Consider the following 17,631-nt stretch of genomic DNA (forward strand, 5'->3'; position numbering starts at 1 on the left):
GCTGCCCGGATTTTTCAGGCTGCAAAAATAGCAATTAAGCCGATAATCAGGCAATAAACCGAAAAATAAATTAGCTTTCCTTTTTTGACGATCCGGATCATCCAGCTACAGGCTAACAGTCCCGACACAAAAGCAGCAATAAAACCGGCCACCAGCACAGGAATGCCAATCGAAGAATCGTCGCCGGCAATCTTACCGCTAAAGAGATCTACCAGGTTGACCCCGATAATGGGCAGTAAGACCATTAAAAATGAAAAGCGGGCCACTTCGTCTTTCTTTTTTCCGAGTAACAAGCCGGTGGCAATGGTCGAACCGCTTCGTGAAATGCCCGGCATAACGGCCAAAGCCTGGGCAATGCCGATGATGAATGCATCGGGGAGCTTGATCTTCTGTTCTTTGGGTTTTATAAATTGGGTAAAGGCAAGCAGTGTTGCGGTAATGAACAGCATGATGCCAACAAAAAACAAATTACCGGTAAACAGGTTCTCTATATTTTCCCTGAAAAGAATTCCAAGAATCAGGATGGGAAGAGCAGAGGCCAGCAAATAAGTGACGTAGCGGGTTTCCTCATTCCATTTGAAACGAAATAATCCGCTGAACAGCGATACCAGATCTTTTCGAAAAACAACCAGGGTGCTGAGCACGGTAGCCCCGTGTACAACCGTTGCAAACAACAGGTGCCCGTGTCCCTCGATCCCGAGCAAGGCATGTCCGATTTCCAAATGTCCGCTGGAGCTGACCGGCAGAAATTCGGTCAACCCTTGTATGATCCCTAATAAAAGGGCCTGAAATACACTCATGAATTATTCTTCTGATTTGGGTTTTTTCATAATGGCATAAATCTCGAATAAAAACCCGAAAAGCACCACCAGGGGGGCCAGGGTTATTCGTCTGAAACTGAAAATTTCGGGATTAAAAACGGCAGGATCTTCGCTTCTGCCACCAACCATCAGAATAAAACCAATCACGATAATGACAAATCCAATGACCAGGAGGCGATAATTTTCTTTTCCCAGTGCAAATTGCGGATTATCTATATGTTGAAGCTTTTTTGACATAACCAGTACCTTTGTTGCTGTAAAATTATAAAATCTATTTAAGAAATAGAGAATGATTCCGATTATTTCCTGTTAAAATATCTGAAATAAGCATTCCGCTTAGAATAATTCGTTGTACGTTAAGCGCAGGTATTTATTTACTGAAAAATGAGTAGAGATCCAGGAAATCAATATTCCGAAAGCCAGCACGATTAAAAAGACCAGGCCGAGGGTTTCCATTTGCTGTAAGTCGATCATCCCTTCAAAATCCTGCCGGTAGGTAATCACCAGCCATAAAATGCTTAGGTTTGCCAGCATGGCCCCCAGTATTCCGTAAAAGACGTTTTTCAGGATAAACGGACGACGGATAAACGAACGTGTTGCGCCAACGAGTTTCATGGTGTTGATGATAAACCGCTGCGAATAAATGGTGATTCGGATCGTATTGTTCACCAGGGTGGTGAAAATAAGTAACAATAACAGCGAGAAGACAGCCAGGAGCAAACTCAGCCGCTGCACATTTTCATTGATCACTTCTACCAGGTCGCGTTGGTAATAAACTTCTTTAATTTGCGGGTATTCCATGAAGGTATTCTCCAGCCAGACCAAACTGTCGGTTTGCATGTAGTCGGCATACAACTTCACGTCGACTGACGAAAACAAGGGGTTAAATCCCAGGAAACCAACAAAATCTTCTCCCAGCTCTTCGGCTAGCTTTGAGGCCGCTTCTTCCTTGCCAACATATTGGGTCGATTTTACATAGCCGGTGGCGCTCAGCGTTTTCTGCAACTGAAGAACTTCGACTTCTCTCACATTCTCGTGCAGTACCAAGGTAAAACCGATATGTTCGCGGACGTAATCCGACAGGCGTTCGGCATTCAGCATCAGCAACGAAAGTAAACCAACCATAAACAGCACCAGGGTGATGCTGATGGTGGAGGTAAAATAGGAGCGTAGCAGTTTTCGTTTAAGCCTGGCCGGCCGTTTCTTTTTCTTCATCATTCCCTGCGGCTTTTTTAAATTCAATAAAACCAATCATCAGCATGGCCAAAATCAAAATCAGAGAGCTGGCCAGCGAAACCTTATTCCCAATAAAATAGGATGCCGGTTCAAACTTAAATTCAATTTCGTGTTCGCCGGCGGGTACCGGCAAGGCCCGGAGAACATAGTTGGCGCGCAAATATTCTGTTTTGTTACCGTCGATGTAGGCTTTCCAACCTTTTGGATAGTATATTTCCGAAAAAACAGCCAGCGATGTTCCGTTTCCGACGCGGGCGCTGTACTTCAGGTAATTGGGGCGGTATTCAAGCAAGCGGATGGATGCTTCGCCGGCATGTCCGTATCCGATGTCTTTTAACAGGTCGCTGAAACGCTGATCAATCACGGCTTCTTTTGAGGAGTTCAAATCCGAAAGAGCAGCCAGTTCCTCGTTGGCATTTTCCACGATCTTCAACTCGTCGGCAAACCAGGCATGGCCAAGGGCATAACGGTTCTGAAGCGGCGCGCTGTTGGGATCGTAAATGATGTACTTTGTGTTCAGCATATTGATTACCGAAAGCGATTGCATCACCGAATCCATGGAGTTGGGTTGGCGGAAACCGCCGATTAAGTCCCGCATCTCCGGGAACAGCCGGGCATCAAACAGCTCCTGGTAACGTTCCATCTTGGCTCCGTGATAACCACCCAGCGATTTGTGAAAGTACGAGGTTGACGCATCCTGAAAAATACTGACAGTCAGGTTCAGCACACGGTAATCCGGGTCGGTGTCTTTCAAAATCTCCTGATCGGCTTTTGATGCGGTAAAGGGTTGATCGACCTTGTTTTTCGATTCGAAATTACTGTCGTTCAGGTATCTTTTATTCACCGGCCACAGGTCGGCAAAAATCAACAGAACCCACAAGGCCAGGGCATAGGAAGCTTTCATCTTTTGTTTGACGAACAACCAGATAACACCGGCAGCTAAACTAACGAATACCAGGGCCTTAAAAGCATCTGTGCGAAGAATCATGCGCCGGTCGTTACGCAGGGCTTCCAGCAGTTGCTCGGGCCAGCCCGACTGTGCCAGCCTTAAATCCGACGGGCCCCTGAAATCGCCGGCCAGGCCGGGAAGCAGAACAAAGATCAGGGCCAGTCCGCCGGTAATAAACCAGGCGTATTTTAAATCTTTCAGCAGGGTATTTTTATCCGAAGTATTCAGGTAAAGTTCGCGTACAGCCAGCACCCCCATCAGGGCCATGGCGAATTGCTGGATGACAATAATATTTTTCACGTCGCGAAACTTGTTGTAGCCCGGAAAATAATCGATCATCAGGTGGCTGAGGAAGGAGAAATTTTTTCCCAGCGATAACAGGAACGAAATGACCACAACAGCTGCAATCCACCACTTGTCCTTTCCTTTTAAAACGAACAGGCCAAATACAAACAGAAAGCACAAAACTGCTCCGTAATAGAACGGTGCGCTCGAAATAGGCTGGCTTCCCCAGTACATGGGCAATGACTGGCTAAATTGCCGTGCGGCGGCCTTTCCCTGGTTTTTTTCGAGAAAGCGGTAAACTTCCGAGTTTTCGCCAAGCGGTTCGCCCATCCCGCCGCCTTTAAAGCGGGGAATAAAAGCGGTCATGGCTTCTCCCAGGTCATAACTGTAGTCGAGGATGTAACTTTTATCCAAACCGGAGGTTTTTTCGCCATCTTCTTTGGCGAGTTCCGATTCTCCGCGGGTTGAAAACTGGCCGTATTCATAGGTCGTATACAGCCGGCCAAAGTTTGAACCCACGGCTAATATCAAGGCAAGCAGCAGCAACGAGGAGGTTTTCAAAAAGGGGAGGATGGTTTTTTCGCGGATGGCATAAACCAGGTAAACGAGTCCGATGATGGCTACCATGATTCCCGCATAATAGGTCATTTGCGGGTGGTTGCCCCGGATCATCCACGAAAGACCGACGGCAGCAATCAGGCTTCCGGCAACCGGTTTCTTCTGATAGGCGAAGATGATGCCTGCAACCACAATGGAGGTGTACATCAACGTATGGACTTTGGTGAAGTGTCCGGCGCCAATCAGTACAAAATAAAAAGTCGATAGTCCGTACATCAGCGAACCGGCCATGCTGAGCAAGGGAGGCATTCCCCAAATCCGGCAGAGAATAAAAAAACAGATGAAGCCCAGAAAAATCAGGTTGATCGGGCGGGGCAGTATTTTTTGAATGAACGCCGGAATGTTGGCCAATAGTTCCCCTTTATATTTTACATAAATCAGGTAAGCGGGCATCCCGCCAAACATGCTGTTGGTCCAAAGGGCCTCTTCGCCGGTAGCATCCCGGTAATCATTAATTTCTTTTGACATCCCCAACAGGTTGGTATGATCGCCGGTACTGAGTTTTTTACCTTCAAGAACGGGGGAAAAATAAACGATGGAAACAAGCAAAAAGAAGAGAATAATTCCGATAACAACAAATATATTGCGATTGCCTTTTATCTTTGCCATAATTATTTAAGGGTTATGTCGTCATTTCATGATTGAAACAAAAATAAATAAATAATTACGGAATCCTGCATAAATGGGCATTATCATCAAACAAACCATACGGGGGAGTTTCTGGTCGTATTTCGGGACGATTATCGGATTTGTCACCACCTCCTACTTATTTCCCAATTACCTGACAACTGATACGATTGGGCTTTTTAGTTTGCTGGTGGCGTATTCAACCTTGTTTGGCCAGTTTGCTTTGCTTGGCGTGCAGGGAGTTACCGCGCGGCTTTTCCCGCACTTCAGGGACAGGGAAAGCGGGCATCACGGGTTTCTGTTTATCACCGTCATCTTCATGTCCATCGGTTTTTCCTTGTTTATGATAGCCTATGTCCTGTTTTCGCCGGTTTTGATCGAAACGAACCTCAACGACTCGAGACTTTTTGCAGACTACCTGTATTTGCTGGTCCCGCTAACCTTTTTCACGATGATCTTTACGCTCTTCGATACCTATAATAAAGTCTTGTACGACGCGGTGACCGGAACATTTTTGCAGGAGTTTTTTCAGCGTGTGCTGATTTTTTTCATTACCCTGTTCTTCATTTTCCGGCTAATCGACCTGAACCAGCTGATTATTTCGTACGCGCTGGTGGTGTGCCTGAAAGGTATTTTCATCCTGCTTTTCCTGTATTACCGCGGCGAGCTGCACTTTCGCCCCGAATTGAAATTTATCAGCAAAGCATTCCGGAAAGAACTGATCGACGTGGCGCTTTATTCGGTATTGGGAGGATTAGGCTCGATGGTTGTTTTCAAGATCGACAAAATCATGATCAATGAGATGCTCGACCTGGGGAACACCGGAGTTTATACAATCGCCTTTTATTTTGGCACCCTGGTGGTCATTCCGTCGCGCCCCCTGCTTAAAATCTCGGGCACGCTGATTGCCGATGCCTGGGCCAGGGATGATGTTGACCAGGTGAAATCCATCTATTATAAAAGTTGTATCACGCAGTTTTTAATCGGCAGTTTCCTGTTTTTGGGTATCTGGACCAATATCGATAACATCCTCACTATTCTCGGTGACGAATACGTTCAATCCCGGTGGGTGATCTTTTTTGTTGGCCTGGGCTATCTGATTGATATGATGACCGGGGCCAACGGGCACGTTATCGGCTATTCGAAACACTACCGGGTAGCGTTGCATTTTATCAGCATCCTGGTTGTTTTGGTTGTGGCGTTACTCTACATATTCATTCCGCTTTGGGGCATTACCGGCGCGGCGGTAGCCATCGCCATCGCCCTGTTGCTGAATAACCTGATGCGTTTTTATTTTTTATACCTGAAGTACCGGATGCAGCCCTTTAATTACAGGTACCTGCTTGTTACGGCTTTCTTTACCGGCTTGTATTTTTTGCTCGAACTGATCCCGCGACAGTATTTTATCTGGGATATTTTGCTGCGCGGCGCCCTGGTATCGGTGGCAACAGGCCTGTTTTTGCTGGTAGTCCCGGTTTCGGAAGATGTCAGCAATATGATTAAATCAATTCTGACCCGGGTTAAAAAAGGAACCAATGGATAAAACAGCCATTATCATCCAGGCAAGAACCGGCTCGACCCGGATGCCCGAAAAGGTTATTTTGCCATTTTTCGAAGGAAAAAGTATTATCGAAATTCTGATCGAACGTTTGCTGAAAAACTGCTCCCTGCCCGTCGTACTTGCGACAACCGATTCGCCGGCTGATGATCCGCTGGCCGAAAGAGTATCGGCTTTCCCAATCGGGATTTTCAGGGGATCGGAAGAAAATGTTCTGGACCGGTTTATCCGGGCGGCTGAAAAATTCGGATACTCCCGTTTGGTGCGGGTTTGTGCCGATAATCCTTTTTTGGATGCCGGAGCAGTCAATCAACTGATTGCTGCTTTTCTGAAACATCCGTCCGATTACCTAAGCTTCCGCTTCAGCGGAGAACGTCCGTCAATAAAAACACACTTCGGTTTTTTTGCTGAAATGACCCGGCTGGATACGCTTCGGAAAGTAGCCTCACTAACGAGTGATAAATTGTATATTGAACACGTAACCAACTACATATACGGCCACCCCGGGCTCTTTGATGTCCGGTTTTTGCCGGCGCCCGAACTGATTTTTCACCGAAGCGATATTCGCATGACCCTGGATACGCCGGAAGATTTTGTTCTTCAGCAAAAAATCTATGCCGAATTAAGCGGGCAAAAAGGTACTTTTGGGATTCCTGAAATTGTTGGTTATTTGGATGCCCGTCCGAAAATCCTGCAACAAATGAACCTTGAAATTGAAAAGAACAGCAAATGAAGCCAACCTATATTATTGGTGAAATCGGTCAGAACCATAACGGCGATGTGGAGATTGCCAAAAAGTTAATCGACGAGGTGACCAAACCGGTTATCGACTATTTATTTGGCGAGTCGCTGGCGCCGATGGATGCCATTAAAATGACCAAACGCGACCTGAATGAAGAACTGTCGGCGTCGGCCATGATGAGGCCGTATGACAATCCGAATTCATTTGGGAAAACCTACGGCGAGCACCGCCAGGCCCTCGAATTATCAGAAGAAGAGCATTTTGAGGTGTACCGTTATGCCAAATCAAAAGGGCTGGAGGTGGTTGAAACGCTTTGCGCCAAAGGGTGCCTGAGTTTGATGCGCTATTTCATGCCCGACAAACTGAAAGTTGCTTCCCGCGATTTGACAAACCTGCCGCTTTTGCAGGCGATGGCCGAAACGAAAATCCCGATCATCCTGTCAACAGGCATGGCCGGGAAAAAAGAGCTTGACGAGGCCATCGATGTTATCACACCATACCACTCCGACATCAGCATTTTACATTGTTTGTCGCAATATCCGTCGGAATACAGAAATATTAACCTGGGAAGTATCCGGTTTTTGAAAGATCACTATCCTGCATACACGATTGGTTATTCCGACCATTCCATTGGAATTATGGTTCCGGCGGCAGCCGTTGCTTTGGGCGCCGAAATTATAGAGAAACACATTACCCTCGACCGGAATATGAAAGGGACCGATCATCGCGGTTCGCTCGAACCGGAAGGGATCTGGCGTATGGTGCGCGATATCCGGAATGTTGAGATGGCGATGGGAACTTACGGGCTTTCGGTTAGCGATGTGGTTACGGAAAGCCGGGTCAAACTCGAAAGGTCGGTTGCTTCGGCCCGCTTCATCAGAAAAGGGGAGCTGATTCGTGAAAAAGATCTTCACCTGCTCAGTCCCGGCGATGGGTATAAATGGGCTGAAGTACACCAGGTTGTCGGGAAAACGGCCACCGTAGATATTCCTCAGAATGAAATTATTTATCCGACAATGATCCGGCCATGAAGATAAAATTGGTACTTACAGATATCGACGGGGTTTGGACAGATGGGGGCATGTACTACGACCAAACCGGGAATGAGTGGAAAAAATTTAATACATCCGACAGCGCCGGAGTTCTTTTTCTTCGTTTGCTCGGCATACCTGCGGGCATCGTCACCGGGGAGGATACGCAGATTGTGCGGCGGCGTGCCGAAAAGCTCAAAATTTCATACCTGCGAATGGGCGTAAAAAATAAGCTGGAGGTGATCCGGCAACTTGCCCTGGAACTTGGCCTGACACTCGACGAAATTGCCTTTATCGGCGACGACCTGAACGATGCCTTGGTGCTGGAAGCGGTTGGTTACAGCGCTGTACCGGCCGATGCCCCGAAATACATGGACCGCTATGCCCGGCAACGGTTGACAGCAAAAGGCGGCGAAGGAGCTTTCCGTGAGTTTGTGGAGCGCCTTCTAGCCGAGGAAAATTTGCTGGAAACGGCCATTGAAAAATACCTGGCAGCTACTTCAGCGAAGTGATTGCATCAATTACCCGGGTGGCTGCTTTCCCGTCGATCCGGAAAGCATAATCGCTAATAAAAGCATTGTATTTGTCCTGATCAACTGTTTTCTCCCCCGAAAGTACTGCCGCGATCGTTTGTTCCAGTTCCTGGCGGTTTGTTGCATGAAATGCAACTCCTGCCTTCACATAGCCCAGGATGTCCTGACGGAGATGGTCCAGAACAATCAGGGGTTTGTTAAAATAAATGGTTTCGGCGCCAACGGTTGAAAAGCAGGTGATTAAAAGATCACAAGAGGCAATCAGCGCATACAAATCCGAGCTGATGTCGATGTCGTAGTTTGTGCATCCGGCCTCGGCGGCGATCTGCGAATAGTAATCAACGTCTGCAAATTCGCGCGGATGCAGGCGTAAAACCAGGCGAAGGTTTTTTTGACCGGCAACAGCCGAAAATACATCGAAAGCAGCCTGGTATCGCAGGTTCGGGTCGCGTTGAGGCTGAGAAGCAAAAATGACCTTTTTTGAAGAACGGACAGATTCATGATGACGCTGAATTAACCGGGGAATGATATCGGTGCGGAGTTGACCGGTAACCGCCACAGCCCCGGAAGGATAATTACCCTTTTCAATTAGAAATTGTTTCCACGATGCACCCCAGACCAGCGTCAGGTCGGGCATTATGTTGTGATCGCGGTCGTAGGGTGTGTACCGGTATGCCGGATGCAGGTCGTGGATGGTTCCGTGTTGGATGCCAACCGTTTTTATCCCGCAGCTTTTGGCCGCGTCGAGAATGGAACGTGGCAAGGGGCTGTTTTCGTCGGAAGCGATGATGGCTTTCACCGGTGTTTTTTGAAAAAACCGCCTGGCTGCAAAGTACCTGAAAAGATAAAAGCGTGTTGACGGATGCAGTGAGGTTAAAACGGCAGCGGCAATTTTCAGGGAAAGTTTCGTTTGCGACGAAGAAAGAATGTCATAGGCTTTCCGCAAGTCGCTTTCAACGGCAGCCACTTGGCGCCTGACGGATTTATTTGCCAATGCCGATATTAGGATCGGATCTGCAAAAATCTTCTTCCTCCCCGACCATCGCCGCTTTAAAAGATTCGTGCTAAAGCTGTAATCCGAATGGCCGCGCAGCTTTGGGGTGATTACCTCTGTCAATAGTCCGAATTCTGAACCGGTTGCTGTAATTAAGTATTCCAGAATATGGTGACCCCTTTTAGGGCTTAAATCTTTCAGATCGAGGACCGTTGACTGTTTTTCGGCAAAATAGATCAGGTACTCGGCTGTGATCTTTTTTCGGGAAATGAGCCGGATAAACGACCGGTAAAGGACAACAACGGCGAAACTGAGTAAAACCGGGATGTTCAACCTGTCTTTTTTTGTTTTGCGGTAACGAAAATCAACCCGGGGAAATATCGATTCCAGGGATTTTAGCGAACTGTCGCTATACCAGATGATGTTGTTCCCGTCGTTCAGCAGGGGTTGCAGGCGGCTGATCTCGTAAACCAGGTTTAGGACTGAAAAATAGATTCTGAATTTATGATATGGCCAGATATTGGAGGATCCGAATGTTAAAAGATGAATCAGATTCTGCTTGTCTGCCGGTGAATCGCCAAAAGACAAGATATCTTCCAGAATTTGATAGTTGATCGTTTTCTTTTCTTCCGGGCTTAGCTCCTTAACCGGAGTCCCTCCTTCGAAATAAGCGGCATGGGTTACATAGACCGTTCCGCCATTTTGCTTCATCCGGCTGACTTCTGTCAGTTCGGCGGAGGAAAGGGCACGACTTATCAGCAGGCGTTTGTCCATAAGCGATGATTTAGTTCAAAATTTTGGCTAAAACGCCGGTTAATGATTTTCGTGAGTAGGTTTCCGGACTACCGGGTCTGAGCGTGATTTCGTTGTTGTAAAGCGAAAGAATGTAAGCGCCTGCATCGGGAACATGATGCGGGTCAACTATTTTACCGTTTCCGGTTTCTTTCAAAATACCGGCAACATCGCCTTCCGTGTCACCAATGGCCAGAATCGGTTTCTGTGAAGCCAGGTATTCAAAAAACTTCCCGGGAATATGCCCTGCTCCGTTGCCGGATTGGTTCAGCAGCAACAGCAGCGCCGACGATTCGGCATATTCCTGTAAAACCTCCTGATGGGAGAGGTAACCTTTAAAGCGGGTATGTTTCTTTAATTCCGTTTTTTGATTGATTTCATCCATAACTTCCTGGCCGACCTGACCGATCAGGCGAAGTTCGAATTTCGATGCAAAACCGGGGTTCGTTTTACACAGCCGGTCCAAAACGGTCCAAAGCGGAGAGGGGTTCCTGAAAGATGAAATCAGCCCGGTGTGTGTCAGGATGAATTTATCCTGTGTGGGCGCCGAGGTTTCTTTAAAGTCGGTTTCGTCAAAACCATTGGTGATGACTGCCACATTTTTTGCGCCCAGTTTTTTGAGTTCGGCCGCCCAGTTTTTGCTGACAGCAATGGTTATATCCGCTGTTTTCAGCACGTTACGCTCGAGCCGGCCTTGCAGGTTTCGGGCCAGACGCGTTGGTTTAAACCAGTCGAGGTAATCAATTGTGCTCCAGGGATCCCGGAAATCGGCCATCCATTTTATGCCGAACTGCCGGTGTAATTTTAAACCGATTAAATGAACACTGTGCGGCGGACCGGTAGTGATAATCCAGTCGGGCTTTATGGACGGGATTTCTTTTTTCAGCCGTCGGTAGGCCGGCCCGACCCAAAAGACCCGTGGATCGGGGATGAGCAGGTTTCCGCGGAGCCACAGGCTGATTTTCTCCCTCAGCTTTCGTTTCCCCGGATCCTTCAGAAAACCGGAGTTGACTTTCTCGTCCTTTTTTTTCCCGGTAAATAATTTGAACAGATGATAGGGCTCCCAAATGGGGATTTTTATTTCCACGATATCCGGGTGAATTTCACGGGAGAGCGTATCGTCGCTAACCGGGTACTCCGGGTTTTCGGGGACGGCAACATAGGGTTTCCATCCAAATTCAGGAAGGTACTTCGAAAATTTCAACCACCGTTGTACTCCTCCTCCACCCGAGGGTGGCCAGTAATAGCTTATAATTAATACGTTCTTCACCGGTTTGCGATGGTTACTTCACAATCGTCATTTCGTCAATTAAATGTTTGGCGCCGGCAAATTTATCAATGGTCCACAATACAAAGCGGATGTCGACATTAATACATTTTTGCAGTTCCGGTTCGAAGGCCAGGTCGCCGCTCATGGCTTCCCAGTTTCCGTCGAAGGCAACACCAATCAGTTCGCCTTTCCCGTTGATCACCGGGCTTCCGGAGTTACCGCCGGTAATGTCGTTGTTGGTAATAAAACAGGTACGCAGCGAGCCGTCGTTATCGGCGTAATCGCCAAAGTCGCCTGCATAATAAAGTTCTTTCAGGCGGGCAGGCACATCAAACTCGTCGTCTCCGGGAATTTCTTTTTCGATATATCCTTTCAGCGTGGTATAGTAGTCATATTCGACGCCATCGCGCGGGACGTAACCTCCCACGGTTCCGTAAGTCAAACGCATGGTTGAGTTGGCATCCGGGTAAAAATGACGGTCCGGGTTCATTTCCATCAGCCCGGCAATAAACAACTGCTGCCCTTTATTCAGGTCGTCCATCGTTTTGTTGGTGGCCTGACCAATGACCGACATCATATCAAAAATACTGATTGCCGTTTGGAAAGCCGGATCTTTTTCCAGGGTTTTCAGATCGGGTTTTTTCAGAAAGGCTTCCATTTTCGACTGGTTGGCAAAGATGGTTTTCTCGTACATTTTGGCTACGTAGGCATCAATGTCTCCTTTGTATTTCGATTTGATTTCTTTAAAGAATCCGGGATGATAAATGGAGGCGACATTTTTCTCATAAATTTTCAACAAGGCAGCCACCACCTGCTGGTCGGTTTCGGCATTGTAGTCTTTAAAATAATCATGCAGGTCGAGGCCTATCCGGAGCACATTCAGGTCAATACGCTCCTGGTTGTCGCCTTTTTTCAGTGCTTCGTACAAGCCTTTGGCCCCGTAGCTGAAATAAAAGATTTCGGGCCCGCGTAACATGGCTTCTGCCATATATTCGTACGCAATTTCGTCGTCCAGGTCTTTGTACGAGTTTTCAATCAGGCTGAGCGCTTCGCCGTAAATGGCCACTCGTTTTTCATCGGCGTTCACCCACCGGGTAAATTCATCTTCAATGGCTTTTTTGCCTTCAATGACCGACAGAGCAGCCAACCCTTTGTTCTGACCGATGCTGTATTTGTAATAGTTCGAACTGCGGGCATACTTCGAAGCATACTGAATGTTTGCTTTTTGGCTGGAACTCATGTAATTTTTCAGGATGTCCAGCTTGGCTTTACGAACATCTACGCGCACCGGGTTGGTTACCGTCATGGTGTAATCAATGCCAAAAGACGACCGGTAACGGTTGGTGCTTCCCGGAAAACCCATAACCATCGCAAAATCACCTTCTTCATAACCTTTCAGCGAAACAGGCAGGTGGTGCCGGGGCTGGAAAGGAACATTTTCTTCCGAGTAATCAGCCGGCTTTCCGTCGGGTCCGCAGTAAACGCGGAACAAGGTGAAGTCGCCGGTGTGGCGGGGCCACATCCAGTTGTCGGTATCGCCTCCGAACTTGCCGATTGATGCCGGAGGAACTCCAACCAGGCGCACATCGCGGAAGGTTTCGTAAACGAACAGGAAATATTGATTCCCATTAAACAGCGATTGGACCTTGGCATCGTAATGGGTTCCTTCGGTGGCCTCTTTTTGGATTTCGAACGATGTCTTGTGAATTTCCACCTGACGTTTTTCATCGCTGATCCCTTCTTCCAGGCTGTCGAGCACGCGGGAGGTAACATCTTCCATCCGAACTAAAAAGGAAACGGTTTTCCCCGGATTAGGCAACTCTTCGTCATAACTTTTTGCCCAAAAGCCATCCCGAAGATAGTCGTGTTCAACAGAACTGTGGGCTTGGATTTCGCCGTAACCACAGTGATGATTTGTTAATAAAAGACCCTGAGCCGATACCAGCTCGCCGGTGCACGAACCCCGGTCAAGCGCTACAACGGCATCTTTCAGGCTCGAATTGTTGACGCTGTAAATCTCTTCGGCACTCAATTCACACCCCATTTGTTGCATCTCACTGATATTTAATTTGTGAATCAGTGATGGTAGCCACATACCCTCATCTGCTTTAACCGATCCGTTCAAAAATAGGGAAAAGGTTAAAACTACCAGAAAAATCTTCTTCATTCTTTCTCTATTCAGTCATTAATAAATTGATTCGCTTTTTGAAACTGCAAAGATATAGATATCTGTCATATAGCAATGCTGATTTAAAAAATGCGGTATACTTTCATTCCGCCTTATACGTATCGTTTATTTTCGCGCATTACAGCTTTAGGCGATAAATCCATATCTTTGCAGGCAAATTTGAAGACGATAAAATGGAACAGAAAGTAAGAGTTCGTTTTGCCCCAAGTCCGACCGGACCACTGCATATGGGCGGTGTGCGTACCGCTTTATTTAATTATTTGTTCGCAAAGAAGTCGGGTGGCGACTTTTTGTTACGGATCGAAGATACCGACCAAACCCGTTTTGTGCCCGGAGCCGAAGAATACATCATCGAATCGCTGAAGTGGTGTGGCCTGGTGCCCGACGAGGGCGTGGGTTTCGGAGGTGAACTGGGCCCGTACCGGCAAAGCGAGCGTAAAGCTATATACCGGCAATATGCCGATCAGCTGCTGGCAAGCGGAAATGCTTACTACGCTTTTGATACCCCTGAAGAGCTGGATACCTTGCGGGCTGAAGCCGAAGCCGGCAAAACGGTCTTTTCGTATGACGTGCATACCCGCGGAAAACTGAAAAACTCACTGACCCTGCCGGACGAAATATGCCGGCAAAAAATCAGGGAAGGAGAGCCCTGGGTTATTCGTTTCAAAATGCCCGAGAATAAAGAGGTGATTGAAAAAGACCTGATTCGCGGCGAGGTGAAGTTCAACACCAGCCAGTTAGACGACAAAGTGCTGTTTAAAGCCGACGGCATGCCCACCTACCACCTGGCCAACGTGGTTGACGATCATCTGATGAAAATTACCCATGTGATCCGGGGCGAAGAATGGCTCCCGTCTATGCCTTTGCACATTTTATTATACGAAGCACTGGGCTGGTCCGGAAACCGGCCTCAGTTTGCCCACTTACCGCTGATCCTGAAACCAACCGGAAAGGGAAAACTCAGCAAACGCGATGGCGATAAAATGGGGTTCCCGGTTTTCCCGCTGTTGTGGACCGATCCAAAATCGGGTGAAGTTTTCCGCGGATATCGCGAAGACGGCTATTTCCCGGAAGCTTTTATCAACCTGTTGGCCTTGTTGGGTTGGAATGCCGGAACCGAACAGGAGATTTTCAGGATGGATGAGCTGATTGAAAATTTCAGTCTCGAGCGCGTGGTGAAATCGGGCGCCCGTTTCGATCCCGAAAAGGCAAGGTGGTTTAACCGGAATTACCTGCTGCAAAAAACCGAAACAGCGTTGGCCGAGCAGTTTAAACCCATGTTGGCAGCTAAAAATATTCAGGTTGACGACGAAAAATTGCTCCGCATGATCGGGCTGATCAAAGAACGCTGCGAGTTCGTGGACGATTTGTGGCAGCAGGGGAGCTACTTTTTTGAAGCCCCGCAAGCTTACGATGAAAAAACCGTGAGTAAAACATGGAAGGAGGATACTCCTGATAAGCTAAGCGCCATTGCCGGGCTCTTCAAAACGATTGAAAGCTGGACCGCGGCTGAGATCAAGGAGACCTTTTCTGCTTTTATGAATGAGAAAGGCTGGGGATTTGGGGCGGTGATGGCGCCGGTTCGTCTGACCCTTGTAGGCAGCAGTCAGGGTGTCGACTTATTTGATATTTGCGAATTGATCGGCAAAGACGAAACGATCGGCCGCATCGAAAAAGCCATCCGGCAGATTGGTTGAAAAACGGTCTTTCGAGATCAGGGATTACCTTTAAAATTAAACATAGAAAAACCCGGTCAGTCCGACCGGGTTTGAGGTATTTAACCTGTTTTCTGATGACTATTCCCATTTAATTGTTTTAGAGTCGATCGTCAGAAACTGAACATTGTTTGCTTTGTCGGTAGTCACCCCTGTTTCGAATCGTACTCCCCTCAGTTCTACCAGGTAGTTGGTATTGACAACGGGCGATTTTCCGCTTGCCCAACCGGATGAGGCAGCGCCAAACTCATATTCAATCTGGTTGGGTGCCAAGAGATTGCTCGAGTATAAAATTTCTGATTTATTGGCGGTATAGAGCCTGACCATGTAGGCACCGGCGTCGTCAACCTTATCCCAGGTTGTTTTTAGTTTCTGGGAGTTCATGGTTGCCGTTTTGATGACGATCGGATCCAGGTCTTCGTCGCCCAGTACATCTTTTCCGGTTATTTTTTCGTCGCTGAGCGAAGTCAGTTCAAAGGTGTAATCCCCTTTTACCGGTAATTCGTCTGTGTAATCTTCTTCATCAGGCGTAAATGTAAAGAAACGTTTATCAGCCGAGGCCGTTAAATTGTATATTTCGCCACCGGTTCCGGGAGCTGTCACTTTAGCTGTTTTCAGCTCATAATTGGCAGTTGCATAAATCACTACACTGTATTTTACTCCTTCTTCCGTTTTGATGTCCTGAATCATTACATCTACGATGGCCTGAAGAGGAACGGGGTCATCATCTTCGCATGATACAAGTGTAAAAACACCGATTGAGAGGCAAATAATACCTGCAAACAATTTTCTAAATCTTTCCATTTTTAATACATTTGATTTGTTAACAACTGGTAAACCGGTTTATCCGGTTATAATTTTAAAGGGCCGCCCCTCAAGGACGGTTCTTTTTTATGCTGTATAAGATGGGACGATGGAAAGAATGGTTGCGTTCTTTTTAAATAAAAATTCTAATTTGTTGATAACAGGTAAAATATCAGGACATAGCATGTGATTCTGCCAATTAGTGCAGCTTTATTTTGGAATCTGTTTCATGTTTTTACACTTACCCGACCACTGGCTGATATCGAGCCTGATGATTTCCGTCCGGCGGAATGATTTTTCGGCATACTTCATACCGGTAGTTTTGTCATTGGGTGAGTATTTATCGAGGATGAGTTCCAGCGCTTTCATGCGTTCGTCGTCGGGCAGGTTCCGGTATGCTTTTCCATCTAAAACAAGGCTTTCATATTCGGTGGTAAATTTTTCGGAAATGACATTTGTTTTGCCTACGATACAAAATGAAACCGTATTGCAGGTATCCAGGCAGCGAAGCTTTCGGCCTTCGGGGGCACAATGAAAATAAATTGATTCCCTCCCGTCCCAGGCATAATTGATCGGGATGGCATACAATCCCCCGTTTTCACTGTGCATCGACAGAATCCCGTATTCGCCTTTCATCAGGAGTTGGTAAGCTGATTGTTCATCCAGTAGCCGGTCTTGCCGCCTGACGGTTGAGTTTGAGTAAATCATTGTTGTGTGCTTATCAATTTTTCAAATTTAATTCTTTGTTTGCAGCTATCCAGTCCCAAAACAATTGCCGTTGGTAGGTACCCGGCTCAGCGTGGTCGCCATATTCAAAATCGAAATCGACGTACCGGATGCTTTTTAGTTCGGTCAGGGTAAAGGTAGCCGAAATCAGGTATTCCAACGCGCCGGTCGTTCCCATTTGTTGTGTCAACACGTCACTGTTATCGATTTTCACATAGATGGTGTCGTTCGAGATCTTTACAAACTCAAGAAATACCTGGTCTGCATAACTTGAATTAAGAACTGCGATTAATGTTTGAGGATTTAACCGGTCAGCGCCAACTTCGTTCAACTGAATGATGCTGTCGGCCATACAATCGTACGTCCAGATCGGGTTGTTTTCTATTGAACTGCTCCGGGTCCGTGATTCAAGGGCTGCTGAATCTGTCTTCTGAATCTTCGTGTCCTTAGCCGGCCGGTTCTGGTTTGTGCAGGCAACCAGAGCGGCAATGACAAACAGGATGATTAAGTTTTTCGGGCGTTTCATCGTTCGGCGTCATTTAATAATAGGTGTCATTTTTACTTGTTCTGTTAAGGTTACCGGGGCTTCGGTTAAAAAAGATCGTGCAGCCAATCGTTTAAAGAAGTTTCAAAAACTATATTTTTCTTCTGAAAACCCTGGTAGCCATGACATCACAGAAAATCTCAAGTCAGAAATCACACTACGGATCATGGGCAGGTTGATCGGGCAGGATACAAATTT

Annotated in this window: 15 protein-coding genes; 5 read left to right on the forward strand and 10 right to left on the reverse strand. The window is 47.1% G+C overall.

The window, feature by feature from the left end:
• Positions 1-14: 14 nt before the first annotated feature.
• From AC6H3C_RS02410 to AC6H3C_RS02425, 4 genes are all read right to left on the reverse strand, one after another.
• A complete protein-coding gene (locus AC6H3C_RS02410; protein ID WP_497519000.1) occupies positions 15-800 on the reverse strand; it encodes an undecaprenyl-diphosphate phosphatase in 786 nt (261 codons plus the stop codon).
• Between the two features lie 3 nt (positions 801-803).
• Positions 804-1,058 carry a DUF3098 domain-containing protein gene (locus AC6H3C_RS02415; RefSeq protein WP_497519001.1) on the reverse strand — a complete coding sequence of 85 codons (255 nt, stop codon included), beginning with the start codon at positions 1,056-1,058 and terminating at the stop codon, positions 804-806.
• A gap of 99 nt (positions 1,059-1,157) precedes the next feature.
• On the reverse strand, positions 1,158-2,039 hold the full coding sequence (locus tag AC6H3C_RS02420) for a cell division protein FtsX (protein WP_497519003.1): 882 nt from the start codon (positions 2,037-2,039) through the stop codon (positions 1,158-1,160).
• Positions 2,005-4,518 (reverse strand): YfhO family protein, encoded by a 2,514-nt coding sequence (locus AC6H3C_RS02425; protein ID WP_497519005.1) that lies wholly within the window; start codon positions 4,516-4,518, stop codon positions 2,005-2,007. The genes AC6H3C_RS02420 and AC6H3C_RS02425 overlap by 35 nt, the downstream gene beginning before the upstream one ends.
• A gap of 73 nt (positions 4,519-4,591) precedes the next feature.
• Here AC6H3C_RS02425 and AC6H3C_RS02430 point away from each other — a divergent pair, with 73 nt between their 5' ends.
• Genes AC6H3C_RS02430 through AC6H3C_RS02445 form a run of 4 tightly spaced genes read left to right on the forward strand, consistent with a single transcriptional unit; the run spans position 4,592 to position 8,379 of the window.
• A complete protein-coding gene (locus AC6H3C_RS02430; RefSeq protein WP_497519006.1) occupies positions 4,592-6,079 on the forward strand; it encodes a lipopolysaccharide biosynthesis protein in 1,488 nt (495 codons plus the stop codon).
• A complete protein-coding gene (locus tag AC6H3C_RS02435; RefSeq protein WP_497519007.1) occupies positions 6,072-6,827 on the forward strand; it encodes a cytidylyltransferase domain-containing protein in 756 nt (251 codons plus the stop codon). The genes AC6H3C_RS02430 and AC6H3C_RS02435 overlap by 8 nt, the downstream gene beginning before the upstream one ends.
• The gene (locus tag AC6H3C_RS02440; protein WP_497519008.1) at positions 6,824-7,867 is read left to right on the forward strand and encodes an N-acetylneuraminate synthase family protein; all 1,044 of its coding nucleotides are present in this window, start codon (positions 6,824-6,826) and stop codon (positions 7,865-7,867) included. The genes AC6H3C_RS02435 and AC6H3C_RS02440 overlap by 4 nt, the downstream gene beginning before the upstream one ends.
• Positions 7,864-8,379, forward strand: a complete 516-nt coding sequence (locus tag AC6H3C_RS02445; RefSeq protein ID WP_497519010.1) for a 3-deoxy-D-glycero-D-galacto-nonulopyranosonate 9-phosphatase — start codon at positions 7,864-7,866, stop codon at positions 8,377-8,379. Before AC6H3C_RS02440 ends, AC6H3C_RS02445 begins: the two co-directional genes overlap by 4 nt.
• Here the strand turns inward: AC6H3C_RS02445 and AC6H3C_RS02450 are convergent.
• From AC6H3C_RS02450 to AC6H3C_RS02460, 3 genes are read right to left on the reverse strand one after another with little or no spacing between them, the layout of a single operon-like run.
• On the reverse strand, positions 8,363-10,168 hold the full coding sequence (locus tag AC6H3C_RS02450) for a CDP-glycerol glycerophosphotransferase family protein (RefSeq protein WP_497519012.1): 1,806 nt from the start codon (positions 10,166-10,168) through the stop codon (positions 8,363-8,365). The genes AC6H3C_RS02445 and AC6H3C_RS02450 overlap by 17 nt on opposite strands.
• A 10-nt stretch (positions 10,169-10,178) precedes the next feature.
• Positions 10,179-11,456: a glycosyltransferase gene (locus tag AC6H3C_RS02455; protein ID WP_497519013.1), complete on the reverse strand. Its 1,278-nt coding sequence runs from the start codon at positions 11,454-11,456 to the stop codon at positions 10,179-10,181.
• Between the two features lie 13 nt (positions 11,457-11,469).
• On the reverse strand, positions 11,470-13,623 hold the full coding sequence (locus tag AC6H3C_RS02460) for a S46 family peptidase (RefSeq protein ID WP_497519014.1): 2,154 nt from the start codon (positions 13,621-13,623) through the stop codon (positions 11,470-11,472).
• A gap of 194 nt (positions 13,624-13,817) precedes the next feature.
• Between AC6H3C_RS02460 and gltX the strand changes: the two genes are divergently transcribed.
• The gene (gltX, locus tag AC6H3C_RS02465; RefSeq protein ID WP_497519016.1) at positions 13,818-15,341 is read left to right on the forward strand and encodes a glutamate--tRNA ligase; all 1,524 of its coding nucleotides are present in this window, start codon (positions 13,818-13,820) and stop codon (positions 15,339-15,341) included.
• 99 nt (positions 15,342-15,440) lie between these two features.
• Here the strand turns inward: gltX and AC6H3C_RS02470 are convergent, their stop codons facing one another.
• The 3 genes from AC6H3C_RS02470 to AC6H3C_RS02480 form a co-directional block, all read right to left on the reverse strand.
• On the reverse strand, positions 15,441-16,163 hold the full coding sequence (locus tag AC6H3C_RS02470; RefSeq protein WP_497519018.1) for a hypothetical protein: 723 nt from the start codon (positions 16,161-16,163) through the stop codon (positions 15,441-15,443).
• A gap of 210 nt (positions 16,164-16,373) precedes the next feature.
• Positions 16,374-16,871 (reverse strand): pyridoxamine 5'-phosphate oxidase family protein, encoded by a 498-nt coding sequence (locus tag AC6H3C_RS02475; RefSeq protein WP_497519020.1) that lies wholly within the window; start codon positions 16,869-16,871, stop codon positions 16,374-16,376.
• A 13-nt stretch (positions 16,872-16,884) separates the two neighbouring features.
• Positions 16,885-17,415 (reverse strand): hypothetical protein, encoded by a 531-nt coding sequence (locus AC6H3C_RS02480; RefSeq protein WP_497519021.1) that lies wholly within the window; start codon positions 17,413-17,415, stop codon positions 16,885-16,887.
• Positions 17,416-17,631: the final 216 nt, after the last annotated feature.

The organism is Gaoshiqia sp. US2 (genome assembly GCF_059705485.1).